Origin of the sequence: Gracilibacillus orientalis, from assembly GCF_900114645.1 — a bacterium.
Lineage (GTDB): Bacteria > Bacillota > Bacilli > Bacillales > Amphibacillaceae > Gracilibacillus > Gracilibacillus orientalis.
On sequence record NZ_FOTR01000008.1, the window covers coordinates 33,475 to 48,966 of the forward strand.

A 15,492-nucleotide genomic window follows, 5' to 3' on the forward strand; every position below is an offset into this window, starting at 1 on the left:
TTGCAAAACTTTTTTGAATAGAATTATCGGTATATGTGTACAGTTCCTTCTTCTTCTCCTGCGTCTCTTATAATTAAAGCCTCTTGTTTTTCACCAGATGTGATATTGACCTCTAACTGATAGGTATTAGGAAAGCCTGATAAAACGAGTCCATAGACATATTGTGTAAAACCGATTAATTCTGCCTTCCCATAAAAAGATACCGGGATCTCCACTGTTAATTCACGTAACTCACCATTTTGGAAAAAGCCTTTACCTATCACACTTACATAGTTCGGGAAATAGGAGCCAATATCTGCTTCAAAATCGACTAATGTTGCCCCTATATCTGGATACGTACTTTTTCCATAATCGGATGGAAACATCACGTTTTCTTCATTTACTTCCTTCCAGTCCCCCACAGATGAACTATCTCCAGCAACATTCGTTTTTGCAACAAAATTTCCTGGTACTAGAGAGTTTTGCTCTTCTTCTCGAAAGATAGCTAACATAATAGGGACATTTTCCAGTCCTTCCATTTCACGAATACGTTGAACAATTTTCTCAGCTATATCATTAGCCTCACTCATCATGTCTTTCTTTGAAATCTCTTCTTCATAATATGGGGAGTATGTACCGTCTTCTAGCTGTGTTCGAAAACGGTATACAGATTTCATCGCAATTCCGATCGAAATTCCTGCCAGCTCCACAGAATCATCATCTGTTTTTCTTAGATAATCTTGTTCTAAAATGTGTGACAAGTATTTCGGGTTGTCTTTTTCTCCTTCTTTACCTTCTTTCTCAAGCTCCGGATTAAGTCCCGATGGCTGATCTTCCTCATCATAGCGTGACAGCCAGTTATATAAAATATCATCAGTTAAATACTGACCTTCCTGGAAATAGTATGTGTCCGGATCATATACCTCCATAGAGTGACGGCGTAATCCTTCCTCTAATTCATCAATATCGAGGCGATTGGCTACTTGATTGGTAATCACTCCTCTTGCTTGGCTTAAATTAGAATCAATTAATACTCGATAATTCTCTTCATCCAAATTATATTTCGGAATGATCGCTGTGTCTTGTAATGAATCATCTATATTTTCATCGATTATAGCTTCCTCTTGTTCTTCACCAAAATCCGGGGCACACCCTGCTAATACTAAAACGACAATGAAGAGGCTAGCTACAGTCTTCTTCATTATACTTCCTCCTCTATTACTTCCTGAAGTTTTGATTCATTCCAAATTTCGACATCTAACTTCTTAGCCTTAGCTAATTTAGATCCAGCCTCTTCCCCTGCGATCAGTAAGTCTGTCTTTTTACTTACACTACCTGTTACGTTACCACCAAGCGTTTCAATGTGCTGCTTGGCTTCTTGTCTTGTATAAATAGCTAATTTCCCTGTTAAGACAACCGTTTTACCAGCAAACGTACTATCTGTTACAGTTTCATTTACTTTCGGTCCATTGTAAGTAAGGTTTAAGTTTAAATCCTTTAATTCAGAGATAAGCTGTTTCACTTTATCATCTGCAAAATAATGAAAAATGGAGTCTGCCATTTTATCGCCTATTTCATCAATCGCTACTAAGTCATCCAAACTCGCTTGCTGCAGACGATCTATTGTTTCAAAATGGGCTGCTAAAGTTTTTGCTGCTTTCGAACCAACATAGCGAATGCCAAGACCAAAGAGTACCCGTTCTAGTGAGTTTGCCTTTGAATTTTCAATGGCAGTTAACAAGTTTTCTACCGATTTTTCACCCATGCGCTCTAATTTTAATAACTCTTCGCGCTCTAACCGGTAAAGATCGGCAATGGTGTGAATGTATTGTGCCCGGAAAAGTTGTTCGATTACTTTTTCTCCGAGGCCGTCAATGTTCATCGCCAGTCTGGATACGAAATGACTCAGACCTTCTTTTAACTGTGCCGGACAGTTTGGATTAATACAGCGTAGAGCCACTTCCTCTTCTAAACGGACAAGCTCGTCCCCGCAAGATGGACATGCTTCCGGCATAGCAAAAGGCTGTTGCTCCTCTGTTCGCATATCCTCGACAACACGGACCACTTCTGGAATGATATCTCCAGCTTTTTTGATCACCACTGTATCGCCAATACGGATATCTTTTTCTTGGATTAAGTCTTCGTTGTGAAGTGATGCTCTTTGTACGGTAGTACCGGCCACTTTAACTGGATCCAATATAGCAGTTGGAGTGATAACGCCTGTTCTTCCAACACTTAATTCAATATCGGTAAGCTTTGTAACCGCCTCTTCTGCTGGGAATTTATAAGCGGTCGCCCATCGCGGGCTTTTTGCAGTGAATCCAAGCTGTTCCTGTGCCTCAAGATTATCAACCTTTATGACAATCCCATCGATATCATAGGAAAGAGTTGCTCTTTTTTCTACCCATTCTTCTACATATTGGACCACTTCTTCGATACCATGACATTTTCGCCATTCTGGATTAGTTTTAAAACCCAGTTCTTGCAGGTAGGTTAGACGCTCACTATGGGTTTCTAAAGAACCAGATTCCCATTCACCTACCGCATATAAGAAAATATCTAAATGACGTTTTGCCGCAATTTTAGGATCGAGCTGACGCAATGAGCCTGCCGCTGCATTACGTGGATTGGCAAACGGTTCTTCTCCATTCTCTTCACGGGCTTCATTTAACGAAACAAATGCTTTCTGGGGCATAAATGCTTCCCCACGAACTTCAATCGGGGACCCATCCTTAATCCTCAAAGGAATACTTCTTACTGTTTTCAGATTACTGGTTATATCCTCACCTGTCGTTCCATCACCTCGTGTCGCTCCTTGCACAAAAAGTCCATCTTGATAACGTAATGAAATCGCCAGTCCATCGATTTTCAATTCACAAACATAGGTAACTTTGTCGGTTTCTAATCCTTCACGAACACGGCGATCAAAATCTTTTAACTCTTCTTCATTAAAAGCATTGCCTAAACTTAACATCGGTACACGATGGGGTACTTTCTCAAATGCGTCTATTGGCTCTCCACCTATGCGTTGTGAAGGAGAGTCGGGTGTAACTAAATCGGGAAACTCAGCCTCAATTGCTTTTAATTCCTTCATTTTTGTATCATATTCGGCATCCGATACGCTTGGGTTATCTAACACATGGTATTGATGATTATATTCGTTTAATTCATCTCTTAAAGCGACTAATTTTTGACGTGCCTCTTGCTCTGTCATCCGATAAGCACCTCCTTTTTACACCTTCGTAATTGGGGCGAATTTAGCGAGCAGTCGTTTAATTCCTGTTGGTGCTGGGAAGGCAATGTCTAATTCCATCGCATCGCCGGAACCATCAACTTTTACAACTGTTCCTTGCCCCCATTTTTTATGCGTAGCTTTGTCGCCTACATTCCAGGCTTCTTTTTCTCCACCAGTTGTTTCATTAACATAACGAATCGGTTTACGCTTCGGTTTTTCCATTTGTTGTTTTTCAAACGGTAAGTCCTGATTTTGAATAGCCATTCGCCCAGACTGTGAGCCAAACATCGATTCCTGTAATTCTTCTTTCCCCTCTACTAAGTCGGCTGGAAGTTCATCAATAAAGCGACTTATAGGGTTCATATTCGTTCGTCCAAATAATGTCCGCATCTTCGCATGGGAGACGTGCAACAGTTCTTCTGCTCTGGTAATCCCTACATAAGCGAGGCGTCGTTCCTCCTGCATTTGTTCCTCATCCATCATCGAACGGCTATGTGGAAAGACACTTTCTTCCATTCCAATTAGAAATACAACTGGAAACTCTAGCCCTTTTGCCGCATGTAATGTCATCATCGTTACACTGTCATCTGCAGTTGGATCATCGTCCATGCGGTCTATATCTGAAACCAGTGCTAAATCAGTCAAGAAATTGACTAACGTTTTATCCTCATTTGTTTCCTCAAAATGTTTCGTAACGGTTTTGAATTCTTCAATGTTTTCCAGACGTGTTTGTGCTTCAATGCTGCGTTCATTATGAAGCATTTCTTCGTAGCCTGTTTTATCAATGACTTCTTTGACCATGTCAGTTGCGGATAGAAATTCTTGTTGCTGTGTCCAATTTTTAATCATCTGGCCAAACTCCATTAATGATTTTGCTGCTTTAGCACTGACACCGACAAAATCTACTTCTTGCACTGTCGTGTATAATGAAATATCATGTGCCGCAGCATAAGCCTGGAGCTTGTCCAGCGATGTTTTTCCGATACCTCGTTTTGGTATATTAACGACACGGACAAAGCTAATATCATCATCAGGATTGACAATTAAACGTAAATAAGCAAGCAAATCTTTAATTTCCTTACGATCATAGAACTTAGTGCCCCCGACCATTTGGTACGGAATATTTGCTTTCATAAAGGTTTCCTCTATCGCACGTGACTGAGCATTCGTACGGTAAAGAATCGCAATATCTTTATGCGTATGTTTAGTTTCCTGGATTAATTCTTCAATCCGATCCGCAACAAATAATCCTTCTTCTCGTTCTGTTGACGCTTGAAAATAACGAATTTTATTTCCATCCTGATTTTCAGTCCATAGATTTTTCGGTTTTCTACCCATATTGTTTTCGATTACCTGATTGGCAGCTTGGAGAATTGACTTTGTAGAACGGTAATTTTGTTCCAGTATGACGACACGAGCAGACGGATAATCTTTTTCAAAAGAAAGAATATTGGAAATGTCAGCACCACGCCATGCATAGATCGATTGATCAGAGTCGCCGACAACACAGAGATTTTGAAAACGTGCTGCCAGTTGTTTCACTAATGAATACTGCGCATGGTTGGTATCTTGGTACTCGTCAACATGAATATATTGAAAACGACGCTGAAAGTACTCTAATACTTCCGGGACTCGTTTAAATAAGTGTATCGTCTGCATAATTAAATCATCAAAATCCAGTGCTTGATTTTTACGCAATCGCCGCTGGTATTCGCTATACACTTCCGAAACTTGACGATCAAAGAAATTGTTCACTGATTCTGCAAACTTTTCAGGTGTAATAAGTTCGTTTTTCGCACCGCTAATCACACCGAGTATCGCTCTCGGCTCAAACTTCTTAGCATCGATATTTTTATCCTTAACGATATTTTTGATTACGGTGAGCTGATCACTACTATCTAATATGGAAAAGTTTCGACTGTATCCAATTCTGTCAATATCTCGTCTCAGGATACGTACACACATCGAGTGGAAGGTGGACACCCACATATGGGCTCCATATGGTCCTACAAGGCCGGATATTCTTTCTTTCATTTCACGTGCCGCTTTATTTGTAAAGGTGATCGCTAAAATATTTCGGGGTGAAACTTCCTTTTCATCTAACAAATAAGCAATACGGTGGGTCAATACGCGGGTTTTTCCACTTCCTGCCCCTGCCATGATTAGTAAGGCTCCTTCTGTATGCTGTACAGCTTCGCGCTGTTCTTTATTTAATCCTTTTAACAAGTCTTGCATCATCCGACTCATTGTTACACCGTCCTTTATTTTGTTGCTTTCACCGTTTTTAACGCTTCTTTCGGGTTATCATATAGTGCGTTGCCGACCACTATGATATCGGCATATGCACTTATCTCAGCGGCTTGTTCCTTTGTTGCAATACCACCGCCGTAAATTAATTTCGTATGGTTGAGTTCCTGACTGATTGTTTTTACTAGTGTCGGATCACCGTATGTACCACTGTATTCCAAGTAAAAGAAAGGTAAGCGGAATAAATGCTCTGCCATTCTTGCATAGGCAATCGTTTCTTCGTTGGAAGGCAGGTTGCAATTAGCATGCTGATAGACTTTTGACTTATCATTCATAATACAATATCCTTCAGCAAACATCTCGTCCCAATTAACAATGTCGCCATATTCAAGTACCGCTTGATGTTGTATATCCATCATCCATTTTTTATCTTGACTGTTTAACACCAATGGCACAAAGTAATAATCATAACCTGGTGTAACAGATTCGATATTGGATATCTCTAAAATAACAGGTACCGTATGACGGCGGATGCCGCTTAATAATTGCAATACACCATCTAATGTTACATCATCTGTACCGCCGACCATAATGGCATCTGTGCCTGATTCACATATTTTATCTATCATTTCTTCAGAGATCTCTTTGGCTGGATCTAACTTGAAGATATGTTTCCATTCGTCGATATTATACACAATCTGATCCTCCAATAATGAAGATTCTATATCCATTATTTCATTATAGCAAAAATATACACCTTTTTAGAATGATATTGGAAAAGAATTTAAGAAAACGTCACAATCGTTTGTAAGGGGATTTTGTAATCGTGGACAAAAGGAAGATGAGAGGGAGCAGGAGAAGAGTCTTACGGACAAAATTATATCACTATACCTTACTTAACCTACTAAAATTAAATTCACACGTTCCCTTAATAAAAGAAACGTGTGTAGATATTCCTATGCAAGCTGTTTTTTCTCGTCTTTCACAATCATTCCCTCCTGTAATAAAATATAACGCTTTATGCTTACTTCTATATTACTATATCATCCAGTAATTAATAAAAACTCAGTTGAAAACCAGTCACCGATAGACAACTGGTGATTCATTTAATTCGCTCCATTGTGAATAAACAATGAATTTTACGTTCAAAATGGTAGAATGAAAAGAATTATTTCAACGAATTTATGAACTATAATTATATCATTACACATATAAGGTTATTTATTTTATAATAATGTTTGGTGTGTAATGAATACTTTTTATTCAAAGAATAAGTATTCAAAAAAATAAAAAAGCACATACATAAGGAGGACAATCATTATGTCATTAATTGGAAAAGAGGTACTACCATTTCAAGCATCTGCATTTCGTCAAGGTGATTTTGTAGATCTAACAGAAGAAAATTTCAAAGGAACCTGGAGCATTGTTTGTTTCTATCCCGCAGATTTCACATTCGTGTGTCCTACTGAATTGGAAGATTTACAGAATCAATATGCAGAATTACAAAAGTTAGGTGTAGAAGTATACTCTGTTTCTACAGACACTCACTTTACCCATAAGGCATGGCACGAAAGCTCTGATGCCATCGGTACTATCGAATATACAATGATTGGAGACCCTTCACACATCATCTCTCAAAACTTTGATGTACTACGTGAAGATGCAGGTCTAGCTGATCGCGGAACTTTCATTATTGACCCTGATGGTGTTATCCAAGCAGCAGAAATTAACGCAGAAGGTATTGGCCGTGACGCTAGTACACTAGTTAATAAAATTAAAGCTGCACAATATGTACGAAGCAATCCTGGTGAAGTGTGCCCGGCTAAATGGGAAGAAGGCGGCGAAACACTTAAACCAAGTATTGATCTAGTAGGGAAAATATAAGAAAAGAGGGTCAGAATGCTTGATCAAGAAATAAAATCACAGCTTAATGAATATTTGAAACTGTTAGAAAATGATATTGTCATTAAGACAAGCATTGGTTCTGAAGATGTTTCAAAAGAAGTAGACGAATTAGTAAAAGAAATTGCAAACATGTCTAATAAAATCACAGTGGAGAAAGGCTCATTTGATCGCACTCCAAGTTTTAGTATAAATCGTGCCGGTGAGGACACTGGTATAATTTTTGCTGGTGTTCCACTTGGTCATGAGTTCACTTCACTCGTGTTAGCACTCTTACAAGTGAGTGGACGTCCACCAAAAGTTGATGATTCTGTTATAGAACAAATCAAAAAACTAGAAGGTCCACTACACTTTGAAACATATGTAAGCTTATCGTGCCAAAAATGTCCTGATGTCGTTCAAGCACTTAACATTATGAGTGTTGCTCATCCTGCCATCACCCATACGATGGTAGATGGATCTGCTTTTAAAGAAGAAGTAGATAGTAAAGATATTATGGCTGTTCCGTCTGTTTACTTGAATGGAGAACAATTTGTGGATGGTCGACAAACAATTGAAAGCATTCTGGAAGCATTAGGAAGCAGTGCTGACACTTCTGAGCTAAATGATAAAGATCCTTATGATGTATTAGTAGTTGGTGGAGGTCCTGCTGGTTCTAGTGCTGCCATTTATGCTGCTCGTAAAGGTATTCGCACTGGTATCGTAGCAGAACGCTTTGGTGGACAAGTTCAAGATACACTTGGTATTGAAAACTTCATCACTACCACTTATACAGAAGGTCCTAAACTAGTTGCTAACTTGGAAGAGCATGTTCGTGATTATAAGGTTGATATCATGAACTCGATGCGTGCGAAGTCTTTACAGAAAAAAGACCTTTTTGAGCTTGAATTGGAAAACGGTGCAACACTTAAAAGTAAAACCATTGTCCTTTCAACTGGTGCACGTTGGCGTAATACCGGCGTTCCTGGTGAAGCAGAATTCAAAAACAAAGGGGTTGCCTACTGCCCACACTGTGACGGCCCAATCTTTGAAGGAAAAGATGTAGCCGTAATCGGTGGTGGAAACTCTGGTGTCGAAGCAGCAATTGACCTCGCAGGTATTGTTAAACACGTTACATTAATTGAATTCGCTCCAGAACTGAAAGCAGATAATGTTTTACAGGATCGCCTATATAGCTTATCCAATGTAACAGTACTTGCAAACGCAAGGACTTCTGAAATTTATGGTTCAGATAAAGTTGAAGGACTCAAATATGTAGACCGTGAAACAGAAGAAGAGAAAAGTATTGAGCTTGCTGGTGTCTTCATTCAAATTGGTCTCGTACCAAATACTGAATGGTTACAAGACACGGTTGAATTAAATAAATTTGGCGAAATCGTTGTCGATGACCATGGTACAACAAGTATCCCTGGTGTGTTTGCTGCAGGTGACTGTACGAACAGTGCTTATAAGCAAATCATCATTTCCATGGGATCTGGTGCCACTGCATCACTAGGCGCATTCGATCATATCATTCGAAATTAATTTGAAAGAGGTTGTCACCTTTTGTTAGAGTGACAACCTCTTTCTATTATTAAAATATACTTTTTTATTTTAAAAAAAGCGTTACTTTTTATCAGCTGGAAATACTACTCCGATTTCTTTTCTAGCCTGATCTAGGACTCGAATGGTTTCCAAGGAGTTTTCCCATGTATTCACTTTATTTTCTATTTCATTATTTTCTATTGATTCGATAAATGATTTTGCTTCATAATACATCGTGTTTTCTTCTTGCCCAGCATCTAAAATCTCTTCAGAACCATCTTTATACAAGATTTTCACATCACTCATATCAGAAAACTTTCCTATCACGATGGATCCTTTTTCCCCTTGAATTTCTGAAGGGATAGAAGAGTTAGTTATTTTAGAAAACATACAGACACCATTTAAGGAAGGGTAGTCCACTGTCACCGTTCCTTCACCGTCAACACCCGATTCCAGCAAATAGGCTGTAGCTTTTACACGATCTGGACCACCAAATAACGCCACCATCGGATAAATACAATAGACACCGATATCCATCAATGACCCATTGGATAAATCTGGCTTAAATGCGTTTAATACAATACCTTCTTTGTATTTGTCATAGCGGGAGGAATATTGACAGAAGTTTGCAACAAAGCGACGAACCGGTCCAATTTCATCCAATTTTTCTTGAATGAGCTTGAAATTGGGTACATGAGTCGTTTTCATTGCTTCCATAAGCGTAACATTGGTTTGTTTTGCAGTATCGATCATTGCTTGTACTTCCTGTTCATTGGAAGCAAAAGGTTTTTCCACAATAACGTGTTTACCACCTTGCATACAAGCTATCGCATATTCACTGTGTAATGCGGTTGGCGAAGCGATATAAACAGCATCAATATTCTCACTGCTTGCCAACTCATTTAGATCTGTATATGTATGCTCCACATTATACTTACTCGCAAATTCTGTTGCCTTTTCTTCCGTTCTTGAATAAACAGCATTTAATTGAAAATTATCTAATTTACTTGCTCCATCAATAAATCGATCGGTAATCCAATTCGTACCAATAACCCCAAAGCGAATCATTATATCCTACCTCCATGTTTTTGTTCATTTTCACGACGCTTTCATTCAGCATCGAAAAAGAGTCCCTCTCGTCACAAGAGGCACTCCTTAGTTTACTCTTTTTCCTTTAATCGGTCCAACACCATACTGTATCCATCGGTACCATATGCAAGGCATCTCTTCACTCGAGAGATAGTTGTCGAGGACGCGCTAGACTCTTCCGCGATCGCTGTATATGTTCTGCCTTCATCAAGCATTTTGGCTACTTGCAGGCGTTGCGCAAGTGATTGAATTTCGTTCATTGTTGCAATATCATCAAAAAAGCGGTAACATTCTTCCCGGTCTTCTAGCGTTAAAATAGCATCAAATAATTGATCTAATTGTTTGCCACGCAATTTATCGATTTGCATGGTATACATCTCTCCTTTTTACTCCGTCGCACTTGATAGTTCCACACCATCAATACCAGGACTTGTAGGAATCACATTGATCCAAGTTTGTCCTGGAACAAACGGAACAGGCTCTCCATCTTTTGTTGGGATTATTCTACCATCTTTTCGTTCCCATTGCACGTCTTGCACTTTACCTTGCTGTAGTAATAAAGCATTTCCGCCAGATGCAAAGTCAATTTCACGTCTTCCTTCATCGTCTATTACTTGATGGGCTGTTTCGATAATGAGTACGTTATCCAATTGAATTGGAGAATTGTCCGCATTGTCTACTGTTTGTACACCGTCACTAAATCTCAGATATTTGTCCGCCACCTCATCGTATTGGTAGCTTACACTATTACTTCCATATCGAAAGCTTATATCAGTAGCTATTTCACCTTCTACATCTTCTTCATCTGAAAATGTCATTGGTTGATACGCTGCTTCAAGTTCGTATCCTTGTTCCTCTGCTCGTTGATAGATGCCATCAAACAAAGTATACGAGTTATGTGGTGGATTACGATCAGGTGATCTTTCAAATAACACCTTATCATTATCATAGTACATGCCATTTAAACCTTTTACTGCACCTGTTTGGATCATATTTTCAATATGATCCGCAGCACCATGATATACATAAATGGCATTATAATCGTTTGCTAGATTAAAATAGTATGGTCTTGCACTTCTGACAGGTCCGACTCGATCAGGAATATTACTGTGGAAAAGTGCCATAAATCTAGTAACATTACCTTCAGCAAGAATTTCAAACACTATATCTGCCTGAGAAAGTCCTGTTTGCGGTCTTGCTTTTGGATGATTATTGACCATTATAGCAATCATGCGATCTGTCAATTCTTCATTAGATCCAAGGCCTGTTAAAGGATATACATGCTCTGGTTTCTCCGTTGTTTCAGGATCTGCCGGTTCCTCTTCCACAATTTCTTCTGGTTCTTCCTGCTCGTTTGTTGCTTCTTCATTATGAGAACATGCCACTAATGAACATAATACAATCATAAAAAGAACACATAATTTCTTCATTAAAAAGGCCACCTTTTCTTATCATCTAAAAATAGTAAAAACGCAATATCGGCATGCTAATTCACTGCATGCCGATAGATCTAATTCTATTATAGAGGATAGTTGACTAATAGCCAACCTCTTTTCTTGTATATTCATAGATGTCTAACTTCAACTAAGTGAGTTCCTAAGAGCGCTCTACATCTTCCTTATCTCATAATCGCTGGAAAAAGTATATCTTTTTTCTTCACATCGATAATACCTAGTGGTGTAATTCGGACAAAAGGTAAGTGCATCGATGATAAAAATAGTAAATTGTAAGGAGGATCCACATATTGATAGCCATGATCGATGAGAATTTCTTTTAATCTTTTGTCTTCTGCTATCAGTTTTGGCATTTTGCCTTTGTACATCATACCAGCAATTTGTAACGGTAATTCAAAAATTACTTTTCCTTCATGTACAAGAACAATACCCCCACCAATTTCTTTCATTCTTGAAAATGCAAGCAACAGATCTGATTTACTTTTTCCGATTAACACAATATCACCTGTTAAGGAATAGGAACTGGCCAATCCTCCTAACGTTTCCGTGAATCCTTTAATAATCGTATTCACTCGCCACTTTCCATGACGGTCGATTAACATCAAGAAGGATTCATCCGTTGAATTCGTAATTTCTTCTGTATTTGCATCAATTGTAATCGGATATGGTTTCATGATTACATCATTGACCATTTTCAATCCGACCGGCATCGAGAATTGCAAGTCTTCCTCAGTTAACTGCCAGTCTAATGCGAGCTCTCCTAATCCATATTTATCCCAATCGATTTCGACATCTTGATCTATCAACTGCCCATCTTTTTTTAACCATTTACCTTTGGCAATAACAGATTCAGGTGTGGCATTATTAACATCTGATAAGATATTAAGGTGTGCTACTCGACCCGGAGCAATACCACCGAGTCGTTCTTCTAAATGAAATTGTTCTGCTGCATTATATGTTGCCATCATATAGGCTTCGATCGCCGGAACACCACTGTCTATTGCGATTTGAACACATTGATTAATTATTCCATTTTCATAAAAAGCAGGTGTGGAACCATCTGTTGTCATCGTTAAGAAATCATAAGAATCGATACCAAGATCCTGCAGTTCATTCAACAATTTCCCCAAATCAGGACGTATCGAAGAATTACGTAAACCAACGCGATACCCCATGGATAGACGATTATATACCTCTTCACCTGATAATGCTTCATGATCTGAGCTGACACCAAGCAGCTTTAGCTTTACTAATGTATGCTCGGATGCACCAGGAAAGTGCCCTTCAACTGGCTTGCGAAGCCGCTTTGCTTCCTGCATCCAATGAAGAATACGATCATCGTCACGTAACACTTGTGGCCATGCCGTTAATTCCCCACCTTGCACAACAGCTTCATGCTGTAACCATGCTTGCACTTCCTCATCCGTGAAAATTTCTTGTTCTTCATTTATTTCGGATTGTGAATCAAACCTTGCCCACCAGTACATCGATACAGGGAGCTGCATGAAATCTTCTAGTAATGTAAATGCTTTTTGTCTATTAGTCAAATACAGCCATGGTAGATTGTCGTTCATCATTGTTGTTGTGCCTGTTTGCCCGGCATACATCGCTAATTCATAAGGGTTATAAAGTTGGAATGGGTGTGCATGTGGTTCGATATATCCAGGTACTACATATTTACCTGTACAATCCACTACTTCCGTGTCTGTTAATGACTTTGGTAATTTCGAACCAACGTATACAATCCGATCATGATAGATCCAAATATGTGCCTCCAACCATTTTCGTAGGAAGACATTTAAATAATAAGCATTTTTTAAAATAAGTGTTGGTGATTCTTTGCCATCAATAACGGCTACTTGCTTACGAATTTCTTTATTACGCCATCTATATAAATGATCATTCATTATAATCTCCTCAATTTCTTTGTAATTTTCTTTTATTCTAACACGCATTGATAGCGTTTGCATTGTGTGTTTTTTACAAATTTATGACTATTTTTTAGTCAGATTTACGTATAAAAAATAACATAACAAATGATACGACAATGATTGACAAAACCCATGCCCATGCTAGTGTCATTTTATTTGATTCAAAAGCTACATAGATCGCCATCGGTACTGTTTGCGTACGCCCGGGAATATTGCCGGCAAACATTAACGTAGCACCAAATTCCCCTAAAGCTCTGGCAAAGCTAAGAATGATCCCTGAAAGAATAGGCCGTTGAATTAATGGTAATGTGATATACCGAAAAACATTCCATTCATTGGAACCATCTACTCTTGCTGCATCTTCAATATGACGGTCTACAAATGTTAAACCCGTTTTGACAGACTGATACATAAGCGGAAAAGCAACCACCACTGCTGCGATAATAGCTGCCCAAATCGTAAACATAAGCGATTGATTAAAAAGCAGATTCGTTACTTTCCCCAACATTCCGTTTTGACCAAATAGCATAATTAAAATAAACCCAATTACAGTAGGAGGTAAGACGATCGGTAATAGTAATAATGTTTCAATCAAGACTTTTCCTTTAAACTTTTTCTTAGTCATCAACCATGCTGCTGAAGTCCCCAGGAAAAAGACGATTATTAATGCTATGACCGATACAATTAATGATAATTTAATCGGTTGAAAAAATGCTTCCATCTATGTCACCATCTATTTCTAGAAATCCATAATGTTTAAATATGTTAAGTGCTTCTTCTGACTGTATATATTGATAAAAGGTTTCCACCGCCTGAGAATTCTCGATGATACCGACTGGGTATATAATATCATCGTACTCCCCCATTGGCAGTGTTTCATTTACTTGTACGTCATCAGAGATCAGCGCATCTGTAAGATATACCATTCCGGCGTCAACATTGTTACTTTCCACATATTGTACAATTTGTCTTACGTCTTTGGTAAAAATTAGTTGCTCTTCTATTTCGTTATAGATTCCTTGTGCTGTCAATGCTTGTTTTGCATAATTACCAGCAGGAACAGTGTCTGGTGTACCAATCGCTATTTGATTAAATGGCTCAATCGTTGGCGCTAATTGTTCATCTTTTGGTTGAATCCATACGAGTTCATTTGTTAATAAAGCTTGCGCATTTCCTTCCTTGATTAATCCTGCTTCCATAACACGTTCAAAGTGATCTAAAGAAGCCGAGAAAAAAATATCTGCAGGTGCTCCCTGCACAATTTGCTGACTTAATGCTCCTGAACCACCAATATTCATGGCAACGGTTATATGAGGATTTTCCTTTTCAAATTGCTGGACAACCTCTTGTAATGCATCTGTTAAGGATGCTGCTGCAGAGATCGTTATTTCCTCTTCCTCTGGTTGACATCCGGTTAATAAGGTGATAGCTACTAATATGTATATAACTCGCTTCATTTTAATCTGTACCTTTCCGATCATGATCTGTCTATTATAACATGTTTTTTTATAGTATAATGTTGGCGAGGGTTGGTGATAAAATGGATGAATTTTCTCATATAAATGAACAAGGTAGAGCGAAAATGGTGGATATAACCGATAAAAAGGTAACGAGCAGAATCGCCATAGCCCGTTCGAGTATTTTTGTTAATCAGGAAATTTATACAAAAATCGTCGATCAAACGATTGGCAAAGGGGATGTCCTTTCTGTTGGACAAGTGGCCGGAATCATGGCCGCAAAGCAAACATCGACCATTATTCCGATGTGTCATCCATTACCATTAAGTGGTGTCAATATTCAGTTTGACTGGCAAAATAAAGAGGATAATTATCAATTAGTGATAACGGTAGAAGCCAAAACAAAAGGCAGTACCGGCGTTGAAATGGAAGCCTTAACCGCTGCCTCTATAACAGCACTTACAATTTATGATATGTGTAAAGCGGTTGATAAAGGGATGGTAATTGGCCAGACTTATTTAGTTGAAAAAACCGGCGGAAAAAGCGGTACATATCGGAGAGAAGGATAAGGTCATAAGTAGCCTGTTTCGAAGTAATCAACATATAATTGTTCTTTGAAACAGGTTACCTTTCCATTCGTCGTGACCAGATTCTCGGATAATAGCATTTGGGGA

General features: G+C 38.6%; 13 protein-coding genes. 3 read left to right on the top strand and 10 right to left on the bottom strand.

The window, feature by feature from the left end; translation table 11 throughout:
* Window positions 1–23: 23 nt before the first annotated feature.
* Genes BM121_RS14475 through pcrB form a run of 4 tightly spaced genes read right to left on the bottom strand, consistent with a single transcriptional unit; the run spans window position 24 to window position 6,156 of the window.
* The gene (locus BM121_RS14475; protein WP_091484370.1) at window positions 24–1,181 is read right to left on the bottom strand and encodes a CamS family sex pheromone protein; all 1,158 of its coding nucleotides are present in this window, start codon (window positions 1,179–1,181) and stop codon (window positions 24–26) included.
* Window positions 1,181–3,193 (bottom strand): NAD-dependent DNA ligase LigA, encoded by a 2,013-nt coding sequence (gene ligA, locus BM121_RS14480; RefSeq protein ID WP_091484371.1) that lies wholly within the window; start codon window positions 3,191–3,193, stop codon window positions 1,181–1,183. Before ligA ends, BM121_RS14475 begins: the two co-directional genes overlap by 1 nt.
* An 18-nt stretch (window positions 3,194–3,211) precedes the next feature.
* Window positions 3,212–5,461, bottom strand: coding sequence for a DNA helicase PcrA (pcrA, locus tag BM121_RS14485; protein WP_091484372.1), 2,250 nt, complete (start codon window positions 5,459–5,461; stop codon window positions 3,212–3,214).
* A 14-nt stretch (window positions 5,462–5,475) separates the two neighbouring features.
* Window positions 5,476–6,156 carry a heptaprenylglyceryl phosphate synthase gene (gene pcrB, locus BM121_RS14490; RefSeq protein WP_091484373.1) on the bottom strand — a complete coding sequence of 227 codons (681 nt, stop codon included), beginning with the start codon at window positions 6,154–6,156 and terminating at the stop codon, window positions 5,476–5,478.
* A gap of 625 nt (window positions 6,157–6,781) precedes the next feature.
* On the opposite strand from pcrB, the gene ahpC reads away from it, so the two are divergent.
* Together ahpC and ahpF are read left to right on the top strand one after the other, a co-directional pair.
* Window positions 6,782–7,345 (top strand): alkyl hydroperoxide reductase subunit C, encoded by a 564-nt coding sequence (gene ahpC, locus BM121_RS14495; RefSeq protein WP_091484374.1) that lies wholly within the window; start codon window positions 6,782–6,784, stop codon window positions 7,343–7,345.
* Between the two features lie 15 nt (window positions 7,346–7,360).
* Window positions 7,361–8,887 carry an alkyl hydroperoxide reductase subunit F gene (ahpF, locus tag BM121_RS14500; protein WP_091484375.1) on the top strand — a complete coding sequence of 509 codons (1,527 nt, stop codon included), beginning with the start codon at window positions 7,361–7,363 and terminating at the stop codon, window positions 8,885–8,887.
* Between the two features lie 81 nt (window positions 8,888–8,968).
* Here ahpF and BM121_RS14505 read toward each other — a convergent pair whose 3' ends face one another.
* From BM121_RS14505 to modA, 6 genes are all read right to left on the bottom strand, one after another.
* The gene (locus tag BM121_RS14505) at window positions 8,969–9,955 is read right to left on the bottom strand and encodes a Gfo/Idh/MocA family protein (RefSeq protein ID WP_091484376.1); all 987 of its coding nucleotides are present in this window, start codon (window positions 9,953–9,955) and stop codon (window positions 8,969–8,971) included.
* A gap of 92 nt (window positions 9,956–10,047) precedes the next feature.
* On the bottom strand, window positions 10,048–10,344 hold the full coding sequence (locus BM121_RS14510) for a YerC/YecD family TrpR-related protein (RefSeq protein ID WP_091484377.1): 297 nt from the start codon (window positions 10,342–10,344) through the stop codon (window positions 10,048–10,050).
* Between the two features lie 18 nt (window positions 10,345–10,362).
* The gene (locus BM121_RS14515; protein ID WP_091484378.1) at window positions 10,363–11,406 is read right to left on the bottom strand and encodes a DUF3048 domain-containing protein; all 1,044 of its coding nucleotides are present in this window, start codon (window positions 11,404–11,406) and stop codon (window positions 10,363–10,365) included.
* Between the two features lie 188 nt (window positions 11,407–11,594).
* Entirely contained in the window at window positions 11,595–13,337 is a 1,743-nt protein-coding gene (locus BM121_RS14520; RefSeq protein WP_091484379.1) for an adenine deaminase C-terminal domain-containing protein, read from the bottom strand.
* A 94-nt stretch (window positions 13,338–13,431) separates the two neighbouring features.
* Window positions 13,432–14,082 (bottom strand): molybdate ABC transporter permease subunit, encoded by a 651-nt coding sequence (gene modB, locus BM121_RS14525; protein ID WP_091484380.1) that lies wholly within the window; start codon window positions 14,080–14,082, stop codon window positions 13,432–13,434.
* Window positions 14,057–14,818 (bottom strand): molybdate ABC transporter substrate-binding protein, encoded by a 762-nt coding sequence (gene modA / locus BM121_RS14530; protein ID WP_245780812.1) that lies wholly within the window; start codon window positions 14,816–14,818, stop codon window positions 14,057–14,059. The genes modB and modA overlap by 26 nt, the downstream gene beginning before the upstream one ends.
* 83 nt (window positions 14,819–14,901) lie before the next feature.
* On the opposite strand from modA, the gene moaC reads away from it, so the two are divergent.
* Window positions 14,902–15,387: a cyclic pyranopterin monophosphate synthase MoaC gene (gene moaC, locus BM121_RS14535; protein ID WP_091484381.1), complete on the top strand. Its 486-nt coding sequence runs from the start codon at window positions 14,902–14,904 to the stop codon at window positions 15,385–15,387.
* Window positions 15,388–15,492: the final 105 nt, after the last annotated feature.